Annotated in this window: 12 protein-coding genes and 1 CRISPR repeat array (1 of these 13 running past the window's edge); of the genes, 7 read left to right on the top strand and 5 right to left on the bottom strand. The window is 64.7% G+C overall.

Translation table 11 applies throughout. The annotated features are described in order from the left end of the window. Positions 1-1,870: a CRISPR direct-repeat array (repeat unit 28 nt; unit sequence GTTCGCTGCCGCACAGGCAGCTCAGAAA) (it extends 1,399 nt beyond the left edge of the window). A gap of 390 nt (positions 1,871-2,260) precedes the next feature. From PU634_RS08595 to PU634_RS08585, 3 genes are all read left to right on the top strand, one after another. Beyond that, on the top strand, positions 2,261-2,509 hold the full coding sequence (locus tag PU634_RS08595) for a PA2433 domain-containing protein (protein WP_306760393.1): 249 nt from the start codon (positions 2,261-2,263) through the stop codon (positions 2,507-2,509). Between the two features lie 68 nt (positions 2,510-2,577). Beyond that, complete coding sequence (locus PU634_RS08590) at positions 2,578-2,928, top strand: DUF4144 family protein (protein ID WP_306760392.1); 351 nt, start codon at positions 2,578-2,580, stop codon at positions 2,926-2,928. A 19-nt stretch (positions 2,929-2,947) separates the two neighbouring features. Further along, on the top strand, positions 2,948-3,349 hold the full coding sequence (locus tag PU634_RS08585; RefSeq protein WP_306760391.1) for a septal ring lytic transglycosylase RlpA family protein: 402 nt from the start codon (positions 2,948-2,950) through the stop codon (positions 3,347-3,349). Here the strand turns inward: PU634_RS08585 and PU634_RS08580 are convergent. Genes PU634_RS08580 through cobT form a run of 3 tightly spaced genes read right to left on the bottom strand, consistent with a single transcriptional unit; the run spans position 3,327 to position 5,685 of the window. Beyond that, positions 3,327-3,875: a histidine phosphatase family protein gene (locus PU634_RS08580; protein ID WP_306760390.1), complete on the bottom strand. Its 549-nt coding sequence runs from the start codon at positions 3,873-3,875 to the stop codon at positions 3,327-3,329. The two genes, PU634_RS08585 and PU634_RS08580, sit on opposite strands and share 23 nt — an antisense overlap. Beyond that, positions 3,872-4,636, bottom strand: a complete 765-nt coding sequence (gene cobS / locus PU634_RS08575; protein WP_306760389.1) for an adenosylcobinamide-GDP ribazoletransferase — start codon at positions 4,634-4,636, stop codon at positions 3,872-3,874. The genes PU634_RS08580 and cobS overlap by 4 nt, the downstream gene beginning before the upstream one ends. Continuing rightward, positions 4,633-5,685, bottom strand: coding sequence for a nicotinate-nucleotide--dimethylbenzimidazole phosphoribosyltransferase (gene cobT / locus PU634_RS08570; protein WP_306760388.1), 1,053 nt, complete (start codon positions 5,683-5,685; stop codon positions 4,633-4,635). The genes cobS and cobT overlap by 4 nt, the downstream gene beginning before the upstream one ends. A 78-nt stretch (positions 5,686-5,763) precedes the next feature. Here cobT and PU634_RS08565 point away from each other — a divergent pair, with 78 nt between their 5' ends. Continuing rightward, positions 5,764-6,750 carry a metal-dependent hydrolase gene (locus tag PU634_RS08565; protein ID WP_306760387.1) on the top strand — a complete coding sequence of 329 codons (987 nt, stop codon included), beginning with the start codon at positions 5,764-5,766 and terminating at the stop codon, positions 6,748-6,750. Positions 6,751-6,866: 116 nt separating this feature from the next. Here the strand turns inward: PU634_RS08565 and PU634_RS08560 are convergent, their stop codons facing one another. Further along, positions 6,867-9,971, bottom strand: coding sequence for a transglycosylase domain-containing protein (locus PU634_RS08560; RefSeq protein ID WP_306760386.1), 3,105 nt, complete (start codon positions 9,969-9,971; stop codon positions 6,867-6,869). Between the two features lie 191 nt (positions 9,972-10,162). Between PU634_RS08560 and PU634_RS08555 the strand changes: the two genes are divergently transcribed. Beyond that, a complete protein-coding gene (locus PU634_RS08555; protein WP_306760385.1) occupies positions 10,163-10,714 on the top strand; it encodes a peptide-methionine (S)-S-oxide reductase in 552 nt (183 codons plus the stop codon). On the opposite strand, the gene mobB is transcribed toward PU634_RS08555, so the two are convergent. Then, positions 10,697-11,239 (bottom strand): molybdopterin-guanine dinucleotide biosynthesis protein B, encoded by a 543-nt coding sequence (mobB, locus tag PU634_RS08550; RefSeq protein WP_306760384.1) that lies wholly within the window; start codon positions 11,237-11,239, stop codon positions 10,697-10,699. The genes PU634_RS08555 and mobB overlap by 18 nt on opposite strands. A gap of 127 nt (positions 11,240-11,366) precedes the next feature. On the opposite strand from mobB, the gene tamA reads away from it, so the two are divergent. Beyond that, on the top strand, positions 11,367-13,082 hold the full coding sequence (gene tamA, locus PU634_RS08545; protein WP_306760383.1) for an autotransporter assembly complex protein TamA: 1,716 nt from the start codon (positions 11,367-11,369) through the stop codon (positions 13,080-13,082). Continuing rightward, positions 13,082-16,780, top strand: a complete 3,699-nt coding sequence (tamB, locus tag PU634_RS08540; protein WP_306763629.1) for an autotransporter assembly complex protein TamB — start codon at positions 13,082-13,084, stop codon at positions 16,778-16,780. The genes tamA and tamB overlap by 1 nt, the downstream gene beginning before the upstream one ends. Positions 16,781-16,828: the final 48 nt, after the last annotated feature.

Raw genomic sequence — 16,828 nt, 5'->3', positions numbered from 1 at the left:
AGCTCAGAAACAACATTAGCGCAAGACCTAGTGAGCCTAAACGTTCGCTGCCGCACAGGCAGCTCAGAAAACCGCCGGCAGCAGCAGGTCATTGACCAGGCTGTTCGCTGCCGCACAGGCAGCTCAGAAAAGACTGTTGGCGGCCTGCAAGGTCGAGCGGCAGTTCGCTGCCGCACAGGCAGCTCAGAAAATAACGAAATCAATTCTTCCGGCACCCTGGACGTTCGCTGCCGCACAGGCAGCTCAGAAAAGGGGCCGCGATCAAAGTCCAGTACATCGCTGGTTCGCTGCCGCACAGGCAGCTCAGAAATCAACCCCTTGAGAAACGAAACTGCCGGGGTCGTTCGCTGCCGCACAGGCAGCTCAGAAAACGGTGCGGCGGGCCTTGAAGATTTCGTTCTGGTTCGCTGCCGCACAGGCAGCTCAGAAAACAGGTAATCACGGCGCCACAGCCCAACCAGCGTTCGCTGCCGCACAGGCAGCTCAGAAAGACGCCGAGCTGCCGCTTGTCCATGGTGGCTTGTTCGCTGCCGCACAGGCAGCTCAGAAAGTCATGGTGCTGCGGCCCACGGGGTTCACCGCGTTCGCTGCCGCACAGGCAGCTCAGAAAGCTGGCTCACCGCCCACAAGGCCAACCGTTCGGTTCGCTGCCGCACAGGCAGCTCAGAAAACCTACTGGTATGGGGTGGTGGCGGTGAACGCGTTCGCTGCCGCACAGGCAGCTCAGAAAAGTACCACCAGGCCGTCCATCACCAGCCAGTAGTTCGCTGCCGCACAGGCAGCTCAGAAACGCTGCAGATCGTGCTGATAGAGATACTTGCCGTTCGCTGCCGCACAGGCAGCTCAGAAATGGAATTCGACCAGTGCATGAACAAGCTGGAAGTTCGCTGCCGCACAGGCAGCTCAGAAAGTCGATAAACAGCGCCGGCGACACCCAGATCGGTTCGCTGCCGCACAGGCAGCTCAGAAAATCGGCAACACCTGGGCCAGGGCCTGGTTCAGGTTCGCTGCCGCACAGGCAGCTCAGAAATGGTCATCCCCGGTCACCAGCTCGTCCATGGCGTTCGCTGCCGCACAGGCAGCTCAGAAAAAGGGCCGCCGACCAGCAATAGTCAAATTCAAGTTCGCTGCCGCACAGGCAGCTCAGAAACGCATTGCGCGCTCGACCGTGAGCATGGCAGAGTTCGCTGCCGCACAGGCAGCTCAGAAATCTTCGGAGTCGAAGGTGAACACCTCACGGAAGTTCGCTGCCGCACAGGCAGCTCAGAAATGGCTGCCGTATACGGGGCCCGGGTGGTGGGCGTTCGCTGCCGCACAGGCAGCTCAGAAATGAATGCGGCAAGGCTCGGCCTCGCCGGGCACGTTCGCTGCCGCACAGGCAGCTCAGAAATGGTTCAGGTGGTCCAGGTAATGCAGCCAGTTGTTCGCTGCCGCACAGGCAGCTCAGAAAGTCATATTTAGGCCCATTGTCGTTCGGTGCGGGTTCGCTGCCGCACAGGCAGCTCAGAAAACCGCCAATACTCTCAACGAGTTGCTGCTGGCGTTCGCTGCCGCACAGGCAGCTCAGAAAATGGGCAGGTCATAATTGTTGCTGTTGAAACCGTTCGCTGCCGCACAGGCAGCTCAGAAATTTATCAGGCTCAGCGGGCCTTTGAGCAGATTGTTCGCTGCCGCACAGGCAGCTCAGAAAGACACGTTCAGCTCTCCGGCCTTCTCCATCTGGTTCGCTGCCGCACAGGCAGCTCAGAAAAGGTGAATGACGGTGTCGCCGCCAATGGGCTGGTTCGCTGCCGCACAGGCAGTTCAGAAACGGCGTGGTGGTCGGGTACCGATGAGCAGCCAGTTCGCTGCCGTACAGGCAGCCCAGAAAGGCAAGGGATGACGCAGGAGGAGTGGCTTTTAATCATTCATCGTCTTTATATAATCTGTTATGGCGGATGACCGCTGGAAATCAGACAGCGAGCCAGCGACCAAAACCATATGGTGGGGATGTGATGGAGGGCAGCCGGCCTCCCATCCGCCATTTTTTCTGACGCCTGACCAACCAGCCTGGTCAGTTTGCAGTTGTGAGGACAGGCGGCACAGGCATACTTATAACAGGCCGGTCGTCGTAATCGCTACGAGCCCATTGCCTGCGGGTAATGATGAGGTCAAGCGGGGAGAGCGTGCCCCGTGGCCGGCCTTCTTTATCACTGAATTATCCGTTACGCTCCGCATCTGCACTACCCTTAAGTCGTGAATCAAAGCGAGGGAGGTGGTTATGCGTTCATTGGTTTCTGCGTTGCTGGGCGGTGTGCTGTTGCTTGCAAGCGGGCTTGCGCTGGCCAATGGCTGCCCGAGCCACATGGCGGATATCGACGCCAGGCTGGCGGAGAAGCCGGTCTTGTCAACAGAGGAAGCGGCCAGGGTGGCCGAGCTCAGGGCCGAGGGGGAAGCCAGGCACAAGGCCGGTGACCATCGGGAGTCGATGCGGCTGTTGGGTGAAGCCAGGAAAATACTGGGCATCTGAGCCCGGTGCTTGCAGTATGGCCTCGCCGGTTCTCCGGCGAGGCTTTTTATTTTTTGTGAGCAAGTGCCATGAATGCAGATAAGCAGAGCGCAAGTGTGCTGGCGTGCCGCTGGCCGGCCGTGGTGGAGAGCGCTAATACTCATGATTTTATTCATGTTTCCGGCGAGGCAGCACTGGGCGAACACCACTGGTGCGAGGGTGACCGGCTGATTGACAGTGCCGGCCGGGTGCATGTTTTGTCGCAGGGCGGGAGGGAAGGGCTGTACTGGCGGCCGTCACCAAAGCTAGTATGCCTGCCGGAACTCAACGCCAGCCTGCGCCGTTTTGCCGCCGGGCTGGGTATTTGCTGCATTTCCAAACTGACGGTGCGCTCTGCCGAAGAGGCGGTGGCGCTGGTCGCCTGGTTGGAAATGCAATAGTGGAAGTTGCGGAGTGCTTATGCGTTCATTACTGCGCTATTGCTGTTTTTTTGTATTGCTTGGAATAACGGCCTGTGGCTCGCGCCCCGATGTGCCCGAGACCAGCGACGAGCCGGTGAAACAGGGCGTGTTTCTGAACGAGGGCATGGCTTCCTATTACGGGGCTCGTCATCATGGTCGCAAAACCGCCAGCGGCGAGCCCTTTAACAAGAATGCGCTTACCGCCGCGCACAAAACCCTGCCGTTCGGCTCCCGGGTACGGGTGACCAACATGCGCAACCAGCGCTCTGTGGTGGTCACCATCAACGATCGCGGCCCCTACGCCAAACGCCGGGTGATCGACCTGTCCGAAGGGGCCGCCCGGGAGCTTGGCATGCTCAGAGCCGGGGTGGCGCCGGTCAAACTGGAGCTGTTGCAATAACCAGCCGTTGCCGGTAGGCCACGGGGCGTGGCCAGTCGGCAGCCTGCTCAGGTACCCCTGTGCCCTGCGCCAGCAGGTGAGCGGCATTCATCCAGCCGGCGTGGCCCACCGCCAGCACCGGCTGCGCCGGCAGGGTACTCAGCCAGCCGTTCACCCGGGTAAACAGCCGGTGCAGATTTTCGCCGCCGCCGGGAGCAAAACCGGCAAAGTCGGCGCACCAGGCGTCGATCTCCGCAATATCAATGTCTCTCCAGGGGCGACCGTCCCAGTCACCAAAATCCACTTCTTGCAGTTCCGGTACCAGGTGCCATTGCCAGCCCCGTTGCGCCAGCAGTTTGCCCACCCCGGCGGACCGTTGCAGCGGACTGGTGTGGATCACCCTGGGCAGGCAGTGACGGCGGGCAAACCCTTGAATCTGGTTGGCCAGCCGGCGCAGCCGGCGGGAATGTACGGGAGCGTCGGTGCGGCCCAGGCACAGGCCTTCTGCCCGCTCGGGCCTGGGGTGGCGCCAGATATACAGGGTCATAGCCGGGCCGCCAGGGCGGCATAAATGGCAATTTCCGCCAGTTGCTGGGTGGCGCCCAGACCGTCGCCGGTGTAGCCGCCCAGCCGGCGCTTGAGCAACCGGTACATATACAGGGTGGTGAGCCCCGCCAGCACTCCGGCCAGCAACCAGGTGCCGGGCGTAAAGCGGTGCCACAACAGCCACACCGCTGGCAGCAGCCACAGGCTGGCCAGCCACCACTGGGCGTGGGTTAGTCGCTGCGCCATGGGCTTGGCCTTGGCGTGGTCGGGGTCGCCGCCGTAAGGCAACAGGGCAATCAGGCTGATGCAGGCCAGCCGTGATGCGCCATGAGCCAGCACCAGCGCCGCCATGGCTGCCGTTGGCGTCAGACTCGCCAGCAGGGCAATTTTCAGCAACAGCGCCAGCACCAGCCCCAGAGTGCCAAAGGTGCCCAGGCGCGAGTCTTTCATGATGGCCAGCGCCCGCTCTTTGGTAAGGCCACCGCCCAGGCCGTCGCAGGTGTCGGCCAGGCCGTCTTCATGAAAGGCGCCGGTAATGTAAATGCCCAGGGCGGTGGCCAGCACCGCCGCCGCTAGCGGGCCAAAGAGGTGCTCACCCAGGCCGTAGGCGAGGGCGCACAGGCCGCCCACCAGCAGGCCCACGGCGGGAAAGTGGCGGCTGCTCTGGTGCAGCCAGTCGGGGTCGAAATGGCGCAGTGCCGGCAGTGGCAGCCGGGTTAAAAACTGGGTGGCCACCAGCAGCAGGGTGAGCTCGTGTTTCATGATGAGGCTCCGCTGATGCCCGCATCGGCAAAACTGGCCATCTCGTTCATAAAGGCGCAGGCCGACTGTAACAGTGGAAACGCCAGCGCCGCACCACTGCCTTCGCCCAGGCGCAGGTTGAGACTGAGCAGGGGCGTGGCGTTGAGCAGGCGCAGCAGATGACCATGGCCGGGCTCGGCAGAGGCATGGCCAAACACCGCGTAGTCGCGGGTGCCCGGCGCCAGCCGTTCCGCCACCAGCAGGGCCACGCCGGCGATAAAGCCGTCCATCAGCAGAATGCGGCGCTCGCAGGCTCCCTGAATGAGAGCCCCGGCCATCATGGCGATTTCCAGCCCGCCCAGGGCGGCCAGGGCGGCCTGCGGCGTTTGCGCCTCGGCGTGGCGGGCCAGCACCGCCTGCAGCACCCGGGTTTTGTGGCACAGGCCCTGCTCGTCCAGCCCGGTGCCGGGCCCGGTGCACTCGGCCACCGGCAGCCCGCCCAACCGGGCCAGCAGCAGGCTGGCGGCGGAGGTGTTGCCAATACCCATTTCGCCCACCAGCAGCAGGTTGCCGGGCAGTTCACGCACCAACTCCATGCCGGCGGTGAGGGCGCGGTGGCATTCGTCGGCGGTCATGGCCGGCTGGTGCAGGGCATTGGCGGTGCCCTTGCGGATTTTACGGTCAATCAGTTGCGGGTGCGGCGCAAAGTCGGCGTTCACCCCGGCATCCACCACCTGCAGCGCCAGTCGATGCTGGCGGGCGAACACATTGATGGCGGCGCCGCCGTGCAGAAAGTTGTGCACCATCTGGGGGGTCACCTCGGCGGGAAAGGCCGAGACCCCTTCCGCCACCAGGCCGTGATCGGCGGCAAACACCAGCACCTGGGGCTGCTCAATGCGCGGGCTGTCGCTTTGCTGCATCAGCCCCAGCCGAATGGCGAGGGTTTCCAGCTCCCCCAGCGAGCCGGGCGGTTTGGTTTTGGTATTGACCCTTTGGCGCAGCCGGTGTTCAAGTTCGGGGTTGGCCAGGGGCGTAATGGCGGGCACTATGAGAGCATTCATGGGTTGCATGGCGGTGGGTGCTTAAATATCAAGGGCTCGCATGCTAGCAGACCTGACGATAATGCTGAACGGGTTGAGTGGGGTGTAATGGATTCAGTTTCTCAAATGGCACTGGGTGCCGCCGTGAGTGTGGCGGTCATGGGCAGGCAGGTCGGCATCGGCAAGGCGGCGCTGGCGGGTGCCTTGTTCGGCACCCTGCCGGATCTGGATGTGATCATCGACTATGGCGATCCGGTCAGCAACATGACCAAACACAGGGGGGCCAGCCACGGGCTGTTTTACCTCACCCTGTGCGCTCCGCTGTTTGGCTGGTTGCTGGGCCGGCGGGCGCTCGCGTGGCGCTGGACCCTGGCCCTCTGGCTGATCTTCATGACCCACGTGGGCATTGATGTCATGACGGTATACGGCACCCAGCTGGCCCAGCCCTTTACCGATTATCCCTTTGGTGTGGGCAGCGTGTTTATTATCGATCCGCTGTATACCCTGCCATTGCTGGCGGGGCTGTGGCTGGCTCTGCGCCGGAAAAGCCTGAAGGCCAACCGCCTGGGATTGTGGCTGAGTACCCTGTATCTGGGCTGGAGTCTGGTGGCCCAGTGGCAGGTGGGCATTCGGGCGGAACAACTGCTGGCCCGTCAGGGCATAGCGGCGAGCCAGGTGCTGGTCACCCCGGCGCCGTTCAATACCCTGTTGTGGCGGGTGCTGGCCATGACCCCTACCGGCTATGCCGAAGGTCATATCTCGTTGCTGGACCGTGAGCCCACGCCCTTTGTGATGCACGACGGCGGGCATGCGCTTTACCGGCAATGGCGCGATCTGCCTCCGGTGGCACGCATGGCCTGGTTTACCAAGGGCTTTTTCAGCATGAGTGAGCGGGACCAGGCCCTGGTGATCACGGATTTGCGTATGGGCCAGGAGCCCGGGTATGTGTTCAATTTTGTGGTGGCACAGCGAAACGGCCAGGGAGAATGGCACCCCTTGCCGGTGCCGCGCCAGTTCAGTGAACGGCCCGGCACCGAAACCGGGGCCTGGTTGTGGCGCCGGGCCCTGGGACAACCGCTGATGCCACCGGGGTGATGCCTTCGTGGAGGAGGAAATGGTCACTCCGGGCTGACCCCGGAGTCCAGGGCGGGCTGCACGGCGTCCGGATTAAAGATACCGGGTCGGGCCCGGTATAACGGCATTTGCGGTTGTTATCCCTCATTGCGGGGCGAGCCTTCGCTGGCGGCAAATTGCCGCTGGCACTGGGTCTGGGCGCCCGGTTGCAGGTAGGGCCGCAAAATCGGCTCCATGCCCTTCAGCACCTGCACCGGCAGGGCGGAGGTAAAGCGGAAGTTGTCGGCCTGTTCGCCGGGCACATAGGCGGTAAGCGTGCCGAAATGGCGCTCGCCCAGATAAAACACGAAGGTGGCGGTGCGGTTGCGGGCCTGGGACCTGATCACCTGGCCGTAGCGGGTCACGGTTTCTATGCGGTTGTCGCCGGTACCGGTTTTGCCACCCAGCACCAGCGGGGTGCCGTCGTTCAGGCTGAAGCTGCCCTGCAACCGGCGGGCGGTACCGCCTTCCACCACCTGCGACAGGGCGTGGCGCAGGGCGGCGGCCACTTCTTTTTGCATCACCCGCTGGCCCCGGCTCGGGTTGGGGGCCAGATGCACCTCATAGGGGGTGCGATCGGCAAAGTGCAGCGAGTTGATGCGCACCACCGGCAGGCGCACCCCCTCGTTGAGAATAATGCCCACCAGCTCCGCCAGGGCGGCGGGCCGGTCGCCCGAGCTGCCAATGGCGGTGGCCAGGGACGGCACCAGCTGTTCGAACGGAAAGCCCAGCTGCTGCCAGCGCTCGTGGATCTCGCTGAACACTTCAATCTCCAGCATGGTGCGCATGCGGCTGTCGCGGGCGCTGCGATGGCGGGTTTTAAACAGCCAGCCATACACTTCCTGCCGCTGCTCGGCACTGGCCGCCACGGCGTCGGCAAAGCTCGCGCCGGGCTGCTGGCGCAGATAGCCCAGCAGCCACAGCTCCAGCGGATGCACCCGGGCGATGTAGCCCTGATCGGGCAGGCTCCAGGCGCCGGGGCCGTGCTGGTGATAGAGCTTTTCTAGCTGGTGGTCGCTGAGTTTGTGATCCCAGGGCAGGCGTGCACGCATAAAGGCGGTGAATTCATGCAGCTCTGCGTGGGGCAGCAGGTAGCGGTGTGCTGCCGCCAGCCGGCTGCGCAGTGGCCGCAGTCCGTCAAAAAACACCTGCAACTGCTCCTCGCCGGTTTTGCCCTGATACTTGTTCCAGAAGCGGCGCAGGAACACGGTGCCTTCCTTGTCGGCAAACCGGCTTAAATAGGTGAGTCGCTGGGGATCCCTGTCGTCGGTCAGCAGCCGGGCTCGCTGTTCGTCCTGATACAGGGTGTGGCGCACCAGTTCGCGCATCAGCCGAATAAAGGGCAGGTTAATGGACTCGCGCAGCGCCTCGGTCAGGGTGGGGCGGCGACCGTTGTCTTCCTTGCGGAAGTTGGCAAAGGTGTGCAGACCGCCACCGGTAAAAAAGCGCTCATGGGGACTGGCGGAAAAACGCCGCTCCAGGGCCGCGGTCAGCATGGCGTCCAGGCTGCGATCGGGGTGGTTCACCAGATAGTCAATGGCCCAGCGGCCAAGCGTGTCGTTAGGGTGGGGAGCCAGCTCGCGCAGTGCCGGCAGGGTTTTACCGGCATGCAGCCGGTGCAGCTCCGCCACCAGCTGCAGGTAGGTGGTCAGCACCCGCAACTTGGCGGTGGAGCCCAGCTCCAGCTTGCTGCTTTCGTTAATGTCAAAGGGCTGGCCGGTGTTGTCGGTCTGCACCCGCACCTTGAAGCTGTTGTTATCCCGTTCAAACAGGGTGAAGCTGTAGCGCACCTCGGCGGTTTTTTCCGGCGACAGCAGGCGCTCGCCATACAGGCCGATGTCGCGGGCGAAATCGGGGTTGGCCAGTTGCGCCAGATAATGGCTCACCTCCTGTTGCAAGCGGGCATTGAGCGTGGTTTCGGCCTGCAGGTCGAGCCGGTCCAGCTCGTAGTAGCTCAGGCCCAGCAGACCGGCCAGCCGGCCCCGGGAGGCGTGCAGCAGTTTGCTGCCTTCCACCCGCTGCAGCACCGGCTCGGCGCCGAAGTCGCGAAAGTTGAGCCGCTCGGCCAGGGCAGCGTCACGCAGCGCCGGGGCAATCAGGCCGGCTTCCGCCTGCAGCCGCAGATAACTGTCGGTCATGGTTTCCAGCTCGTGGCGGCCGGCAAACAGGTAATAGGAGGGCCGGCGCTGAGCAATCATCAGCGCCATCACCCGGCGCAGGGCCAGGCCCTGTTCGGCCAGGGGCAGGCCGGCATTCTGGGTGGGATCGAGCAGGGTGTTGACCCGCTCCAGCTCGGCGCCAAACCAGATCCACAGGCCGTCTCCCAGGCCGTGTACCTCGCCATGGCCGGGGGCGGCGGCCAGGGGCACCGAATTAAGGTAAGACAGCGCCACCTGCCGGCGGGCCGCCAAGGTGTGTGGGCCAAGCTGGTAGGCACGCACACTGGCGGAGATCATCTGGCGGATTTTCTCTCCCGCCGAGTGGGTCATGCCGCCGGGAGAGTGACGGAATTTTTCAATTTGCGTGGCCAGGGTGCTGCCGCCGGCAGAGTCATCCTGCAGCTCCAGCGCCCGGCCCACCTGCGACAGCGCCGCCTTGGCAAAGCGTGGCCAGTCTACCGCCGGGTTGGCCAGGGGCTGGTCGGTGTCGAGCAGGGTGCGGTTTTCGATAAACAGCAGGGTGTTGAGAATTTGCGGCGCTATGTCGTCAAAGCGGGCGAAATGGCGCTGGGGATAGAAATGCTCGTAAATGGGCTCGGCCCGGCAGTCGTGCAGGCTGAGGCCGGCGCGGGTTTTTTCGGTGTAGGGCACAAAAAAGCCGTGCTGGCTGTAATTGAGCAGGGCGCTGGAAAACTGGGTTTGCTGCTCCACCACAAAATGCTGTTGCTGCAGCCTGGCCAGCAATGCAGGCAACCGGGTATAACCCAGCCGTTGATCAAAGGGGCCGGCTTCGGGAAAACGCACCGCCTGGCTCGGGCCGGCTTCAAGCTGGTAGGTGAGGGTGGCGGCATAGCGGGAAAGCTCCCGGCTCTGCAGGCGGGAAGTGCGCAGCTCGTAAATCACCGCCGCGGTGGTGGCGCAAAACAGGACGAGCAACAACAGCCACAGCAACCAGCGCCAGCGGCGTTTTGCCAGCGGCCGGACCTCGGGCTGCTGATCCTTCAGTCTGGCCGGAGTATGTTCCGAGTGCGGTATCACGTCCATAATCTGCCTCTGCCCCCTTATTCGGGGTTCTTATGTAAACAGTCTAGCTGCACCGCAATGGTTTTTTGTAACTGCGTTGTGATTATTGTGGCCGCGCCTATTACTATCACACCCCTTGGGGTTTTCAAATGGTTTCAATCGGTTAGCATAGGGGCCTTGAACATGGCCGAACAGATGACGATGAGGGCAGGGTGATCCGACTATTGATGCTGACGGCACTGCTGCTGCCCGGGGGCCCGGTCATGGCCGGCCAGGCGGTATTTGCCGGCGGCAGTTTCTGGGTGATGGAGGCGCTGTTTGCCGAACGGCCCGGCATTGAACGGGTGGAGCCGGGCTGGATGCAGGGCGAGAACCGGCACGCGCGCCGGCAGGTGGTGCGGGTGCATTATCAGGACGACACCCTCACTTACGGCGACTTGCTCAGGCTCTACTGGCAGGCAGTGGATGCCTTTGATGCCGGTGGCCAGTATTGTGACCGCGGCACCGAATTCAGCCCGGCGCTGTTTGTGGATGGCCCGCTGCAACTGAAATGGGCACGGCAAAGCCGCTCCACCCTCGGGCTGGAACGGGGCCGGCGGCCCGCGGTGCGCATTTTTTTCGCTGGCCGTTTTGTGCCGGCGCCGCCGCGCCACCAGCGCTATTATCGCCGGCACCCCTGGCTCTATTTCGCCTATCGCAGCGTGTGCGGCTATCCGGATGGCAGCGGCCTGAGCCTGCATCCCCTGTTAACGGATGCGGGTTAGCCGGTTCGACGCCAGCCAGTGGCTGATGGCATCGGCAACGGCGGCGGGCCGGTTGAGGTCCAGCAGCGGCACCGGTGCCTTCAGGTCGGGCTGGTCGGTGGCCACGGCCAGAATGTGCGGATCGGTGGCACCGAGCAGGGGCCTGCCGTGGGCGGGGCGGTGCACTTCCAGCTTGGTGAAGGGCTGGTCGCGAAAGCCTTCCACCAGCACCAGGTCCAGGGCCCGGGTGTCGAGCAGGGCCAGTGAGGCACTCAGCGAAGGCTCGTGCGGCGCGTCATACTCAAGGGTAAGAATGCTGCGTCTGGGGCCGGCCAGCACCGTCTGGCTGCTGCCCGCGTGGCGCAGCTCGTAGCTGTCTTTGCCGGGGGTATCCTGCTCCACGTCGTGGTGGGTATGCTTGACCACCCCCAGGCGCAGGCCCCGGGCGCGCAGCAGGGGCAGCAGGGCGGTCAGCAGGGTGGTTTTGCCGCTGCCGCTGTAGCCGGCAATGCCCAGCAGGCGGCTTTCTTGGTGAGATGGCGTCATGGCTGCTCCGGTCAGTAATTACGGTGCACAGTGTGCCACGGCGGCCCGCCGTTGCCGATGCACAGGATCAATAAATGCCCCGTTCCTGCAGGAAAACAGGGCAGTACACAATGAAGCGGGTGGCGCTATGAAGGTAACACAATGGGTAATGATGGCGCTGATGCTGATCGGCCCGTGGGCATGGGCGGAAGAGGTGGAACTGCGCCTGCGCGGGCTGGACGGTGAGCTGAAAGACAACACCCAGGTTTATCTGGATCAGCTGCCGGCCATCGAGGTGGAGCAGTTTCCCCGGTTTCAACGGCAGATCACCACGGCGGTGTCCGACAGCCTGCAGGCGCTGGGCTATTACAATCCCGAGATTGAACTGAAACAGAGCGAAAAGAACCCTGCCCGGGTCACGGTGCGGGTGAATGCCGGGGAGCCGGTGCGCATTCGCACCCTCAATGTGCAGCTGCAGGGAGAGGCCGGCGCCGACAGCGCCTTTGCCGAGCTGCTGGGCAAGCTCGCCATCAAGGAAGGCGAGGTGCTGCACCATGACAAGTATGAAACCGCCAAGGCCAGCCTGCTCAGCCTGGCGCTGCGCCGGGGCTATTTCGACGCCGGCTACCGCCAAAGCCGGGTGCAGGTGGTGCCCTGGGAAAAGGCCGCCGACGTCAACCTCGTTTTCGATTCCGGCCCGCGCTATCGTTTTGGCGAGCTGAAGGTGGACACCGACCGCCCGGTGGACCGCCTGCTCCGGCCCCTGGTGCAGATCAAACCCGGTGAGCCCTACCATGCCAGCCGGCTGGCGGAGTTCAGCCGTTCGCTGTCGTCCACCCGCTACTTCAAACAGGTGGAAGTGCTGCCCATGGTGGCCGAAGCCGATGCGCAGTACCGGGTACCGCTGTCGGTGGTGCTGCGGGCCCGGGCCGACAACGAGGTGGAGGTGGGCGTGGGGGTGTCTACCGACGAAGGCCCGCGCACCTCGGTAAACTGGGAAAAACCCTGGATCAACAGCCTGGGTCACAGCCTCACCACCAGCCTCAAGGTGTCGGCGCCGTCCCAGGACGTGACCCTGGTGTACAAAATTCCCCGCGGCCACCCCCTTGAGGATTACTACACCCTTCAGGGCGGCTACCAGCGCCTGGATCAGGACGATACCGAGAGTGACCGGCTGGTGGCGGGGATACACCGCTGGAACATACAGCCAAACGGCTGGACCCGGGATGTGTTTATTCGCAGCGAATACGAATCCTATACCCAGGGGGTGCAGGAAGACGAAAGCTTCTTGCTGATCCCCGGCGCCAGCCTCAGCCGCACCCGCATTCGCGGCGGGCTCGATCCTTACTGGGGCGACGCCCAGACCGCCACCCTGGAGCTCTCGGAACCCTGGTGGGGCTCGGATACCCGCTTTGTGCGCTTCTGGGGCCGCAGCAAATGGCTGCGTACCCTGGCCGAGGATCACCGCCTGCTGGCCCGGGCCGAGCAGGGCGCGGTATGGGTGGAGGACGTGGACGATCTGCCGCCGTCGCTGCGTTTTTTCACCGGTGGCGACACCACGGTGCGTGGTTACAGCTACCAGTCGATCACCCCGCTGGATGAAAACGGCGATCGCCTGGGCGCCAAATACGCCAGCGCCGTGAGCCTGGAATATGACTACCGCTTTGCCCCCAAGTGGCGGGTGGCCACCTTTGTGGACAGCGGTACCGCCACCAACGACTATCAGGACGACTGGAAAGTGGGCACCGGCCTTGGCCTGCGCTGGCTCACGCCGGTGGGCCCGGTGCGCCTTGACCTGGCCTTTGCGGTGAGCGAAGAAGACACCCCCTGGCGCCTGCACTTCACCCTGGGGCCGGAATTATGATGGGACTGAAACGCCTGCTGCTGGGGGCCCTGGTTACCCTGTGCCTGCTGCTGATGCTGGTGGCCAGCCTGTTGCTTACCCACACCGGCAACCAGTGGCTGTGGGGCCTGGCCAAGCAACAGGTGCCGGGGCTGCAAGGCACCCTGGTGTCGGGCCAGTTGCTGAGCGGCTGGGAATTTTCCGAGCTGGCCTACGAGCAGGACTCGCTGGCCTTTCGCGCCCGGCAGGTGACCCTGGACTGGCAGCTGGGCAAGGTGCTGGACGGCCGGCTCTGGCTGCGCCGGCTCGAGGCCGCCGACATTGAGGTGGACATTCGTGCCCTGCCGGCAAGCCCGGCCGAGCCGGAGCAGGAAAGCGCGCCACTCACCGGCCTCACGCCGCCGCTGAATATTGAGCTGGATGACGTCCGCGCCGACCGGGTGAACATCTCCCTGCCGGGACAGCGCATCGGCTGGCAAAGCCTGCAGGTGGCGGCCCGCTGGAGCACCGACGGCATGGTGATCACCGGGCCGCAAATGAGCGGGCTGCGCATTGAGCTGGAGCCCACCGGCGAGGCCACCCCGGCGGAGGTTGCGGAAAAGGCAGCCAACAGCGAGGCCATAGCCCTGTCGGAGATAGTGCTGCCGTTCCCGCTGAAAATTGAGCAGCTGGCGCTGACCGACAGCACCCTGGTGCAGCACGGCCAGACCCAGGCGCTCAGCCGGCTGGCGGTGGCGCTGGAGGGCGAGGGCAGCCGGGTGCACATCGCGCAGTTCGCCCTGGCTCATGAGCTGGCCGACGCCAGCCTGACCGGCGAGGTCACGCTTGCCGGCGACTACCCGCTCAGCGCCAGCCTCAACGCCACCCTGCATGAGCCGCTGCTCGACGGTCAGCTCAAGGGCCAGCAACTGGCGCTAACCCTGAGCGACAGCCTGGCGAGTCTGGCCGCCGATCTCCGCCTGAAGGGGCCGGTGGCGGCCAGGGCCCGGCTCAGGGCGCAGCCGCTCAAGCCCGAGCTGCCGCTCGATCTGGCGCTCAGCTGGAAGCGGCTGGGCTGGCCACTGAACAAGCCGGAGTGGACCCTGACCCAGGGGGAGCTCACGCTCACCGGTGCGCTGAAAGACTACCGGCTGACGCTGAACACCGAGGCCGGTGGCCCGGAGCTGCCGCCGCTGGGCATTGAGCTTGCCGCCCGGGGCAATTTGCAGCAGGCGCGTATTGAGCCCCTGAGCCTGGTGCTGCCTCAGGGGGAAACCCGCGTGACCGGCGACCTTGGCTGGACCGATGGTGTGCGCTGGCAGGGTGAGCTGACCCTGAGCGAGGTGGATCCCGGCGCCTTTGCCGAGGGCTTTGAGGGCCGCCTCAACGGCCGCATTGGCAACCGCTTTGAGCTGAACGGCGAGCGCTGGCAACTGGACGCTAGCCCCGGGGTGACCGGCCTGTTGCGCAATCACCCGCTGTCGCTGACCGGCGAACTCAGCCTCAATCAGGATCTGGAGGGGGAGCTCAGGGATCTGGTGCTGGCCAACGGCAACAACCGGCTGGCGGTGGCCGGACGCATTGAACAGGGCTGGGCGCTCAAGGGCAGCCTGAATGCGCCCAGGCTGGCGGTGTATGCCCCCGGCCTGTTTGGCGACATGCAGGGCGAGTTTGATGTGACCGGGCCGCGCAGTGCCCCCCGGCTGCGTGCCCGTCTTGCCGGCAACAGGGCCGGCTTTAACGACAACGAAGCCCGCGGGCTGGCGCTGAACGCCGATGTCACCCTGGGCGAGGCCCCCGCCGGCGAGCTGCGGCTGACCGTTAACCGGCTGAAGGCCGGCGGCCTGCGCTTTGATGATCTGGCACTGGTCGCGGACGGCGACCGGCAGGCCCACCGCCTGACCCTGAGCGCCGCCGGCGAGCCGCTGGCGCTGGAGCTGGCGCTGGCCGGCAGCCTGAACGAGCAGGGCTGGCGCGGTCAGATGCAGCGGGCCGAGCTGAACACGCCGCTGGATGCCTGGCGGGTGGCGGAGCCGGTGGCCCTGAGCTGGCGGCAGTCCGACGGCCAGTTCAGTGCCGCCGCGCACTGCTGGCGCTCACAGCAGGCCGCTCTGTGCCTGGATGTGCTAGATGCCGGCGCGACAGGCGGTCGTGCCGGCCTGAATATCCGTGAGTTCGATCTGGCCCGGCTCAAGCCGTTTCTGCCCGACGACTTCGCCTGGGAGGCGGTGCTGGAAGGACGGGTGGACGCCAGCTGGCAGCAGGGGGAGGCGCCCCGGGTCAACGCCCGGCTCGGCACCACGCCGGGCACTTTTGTCAGCGGTGATACCCGCCTGGGGTATGAGCGGCTGCAACTGCAGAGCGAGGTAGTGAACAACCGCCTGGTGAGCGGGCTGACCTTTGACTCCGAGCCCCTGGGCCGGCTGCGCCTGAACGCCCGGGTCAACCGGCTGGACGGCCCCCGCAACCTGGACGGTGAGCTTACCATCAACGAGTTGCGCCTCGACTGGCTGACGCCCCTGTTGCCGGAGGTGGCGCGGCTGCAGGGCACCCTGGCCGGCGATGTGCGGCTGGCCGGCACCCTGGCGGCGCCGCTGATGTATGGCGACATTACCCTCAGCGGCGGCGAGGTGGACACCTACGCCGACATGGTGAGGGTGCGGGATCTCACCAGCCGGCTGACGGTGCAGGGCAACCGGGCGCTGCTAAACGGCCAGCTGCGGGTGGGCAAGGGGCCGCTCAATATCGATGGCGAGCTCGACTGGAGCCGCCTGCCGGTGAGCGGTGAAATTCGTCTCAAGGGCAGCGAGCTGGAAGCGGGCTATCCGGGCATGGGCCGGGTGAGGGTGAGCCCGGATCTGCAGATTAGCCTGGGCGAGCAGGCCAGGGTGCGGGGCGAGATCTTTATTCCCTGGGCGCGCATCAAGGTGAAGGAGCTGCCCGAAAGTGCGGTGCGCAAGTCGTCGGACGTGGTCATAGTGCAGCCCTCGGGCGTGGTGCCCGACATCGGGCCGGCGCTGCCGCTGGATATTCGCGTGCGGGTGCGGCTGGGCGAGGATGTACGCTTGCAGGCCTTTGGCCTCAACACCAACCTGGCCGGCCAGTTGCGCATTGTACAGCCGCCGGGGCGGATCATGCGCGCCAACGGTGAAATCCGGCTGGAAGAAGGCCGCTTCAAGGCCTATGGCCAGAACCTGCTGATCCGCGATGGCAGCATACTGTTCAGCGGGCCGCTGGATCAGCCCAACCTGCGGGTGGAAGCCATTCGCAATCCGTCGAGCATGGCCGACAGCAGCATAGTGGTGGGGGTGCGGGTAACCGGCAGTGCCGCCCAGCCGGAGCTGGAGGTCTTTTCCGAGCCCGGCATGCCTCAGGCCGAGCAGCTTTCCTGGCTGCTGCGTGGCCGGGGGCTGGAAGGCGGCGACGATACCGACGGCAACGCCCTGGTGCAGTCCATGCTGCTGGGGGCCGGCGTGGGCCGGGTGGGCGGCCTAGTCACCGGGGTGGGCGAAGCGCTGGGTTTTCAGGACGTGGCGGTGGACACCAGCGGCTCGGGCGAAAACACGGCGGTGAACATCAGCGCCTATGTGCTGCCCGGGCTGCAAATCGGCTACGGCGTGGGAGTGTTCTCCTCCATCGGTGAACTCAGGCTGCGCTACGAGCTGCTGCCCCGGTTGTACCTGCAGGCCACCAGCGGACTGAGCCAGGCCATTGACCTGTTTTACAAGTTCGAGTTCTGATGACCGGGGGCCGGAGACATTCAGCTAAAAGTGACTCCGGCCTTGTTA

This window comes from Oceanimonas pelagia, assembly GCF_030849025.1.
Classification (GTDB): domain Bacteria; phylum Pseudomonadota; class Gammaproteobacteria; order Enterobacterales; family Aeromonadaceae; genus Oceanimonas; species Oceanimonas pelagia.
This window is presented reverse-complemented; position numbering and strand designations above follow the sequence as displayed.

Bases quoted from the DNA above. Each gene is read 5' to 3' on its own strand.
- mobB (WP_306760384.1), bottom strand. From the start codon at position 11,239: ATGACGCCATCTCACCAAGAAAGCCGCCTGCTGGGCATTGCCGGCTAC.
- cobT (WP_306760388.1), bottom strand. From the start codon at position 5,685: ATGCAACCCATGAATGCTCTCATAGTGCCCGCCATTACGCCCCTGGCC.
- PU634_RS08580 (WP_306760390.1), bottom strand. From the start codon at position 3,875: ATGACCCTGTATATCTGGCGCCACCCCAGGCCCGAGCGGGCAGAAGGC.
- PU634_RS08590 (WP_306760392.1), top strand. From the start codon at position 2,578: ATGAATGCAGATAAGCAGAGCGCAAGTGTGCTGGCGTGCCGCTGGCCG.
- tamB (WP_306763629.1), top strand. From the start codon at position 13,082: ATGGGACTGAAACGCCTGCTGCTGGGGGCCCTGGTTACCCTGTGCCTG.
- PU634_RS08565 (WP_306760387.1), top strand. From the start codon at position 5,764: ATGGATTCAGTTTCTCAAATGGCACTGGGTGCCGCCGTGAGTGTGGCG.
- PU634_RS08585 (WP_306760391.1), top strand. From the start codon at position 2,948: ATGCGTTCATTACTGCGCTATTGCTGTTTTTTTGTATTGCTTGGAATA.
- cobS (WP_306760389.1), bottom strand. From the start codon at position 4,636: ATGAAACACGAGCTCACCCTGCTGCTGGTGGCCACCCAGTTTTTAACC.
- tamA (WP_306760383.1), top strand. From the start codon at position 11,367: ATGAAGGTAACACAATGGGTAATGATGGCGCTGATGCTGATCGGCCCG.
- PU634_RS08560 (WP_306760386.1), bottom strand. From the start codon at position 9,971: ATGGACGTGATACCGCACTCGGAACATACTCCGGCCAGACTGAAGGAT.
- PU634_RS08595 (WP_306760393.1), top strand. From the start codon at position 2,261: ATGCGTTCATTGGTTTCTGCGTTGCTGGGCGGTGTGCTGTTGCTTGCA.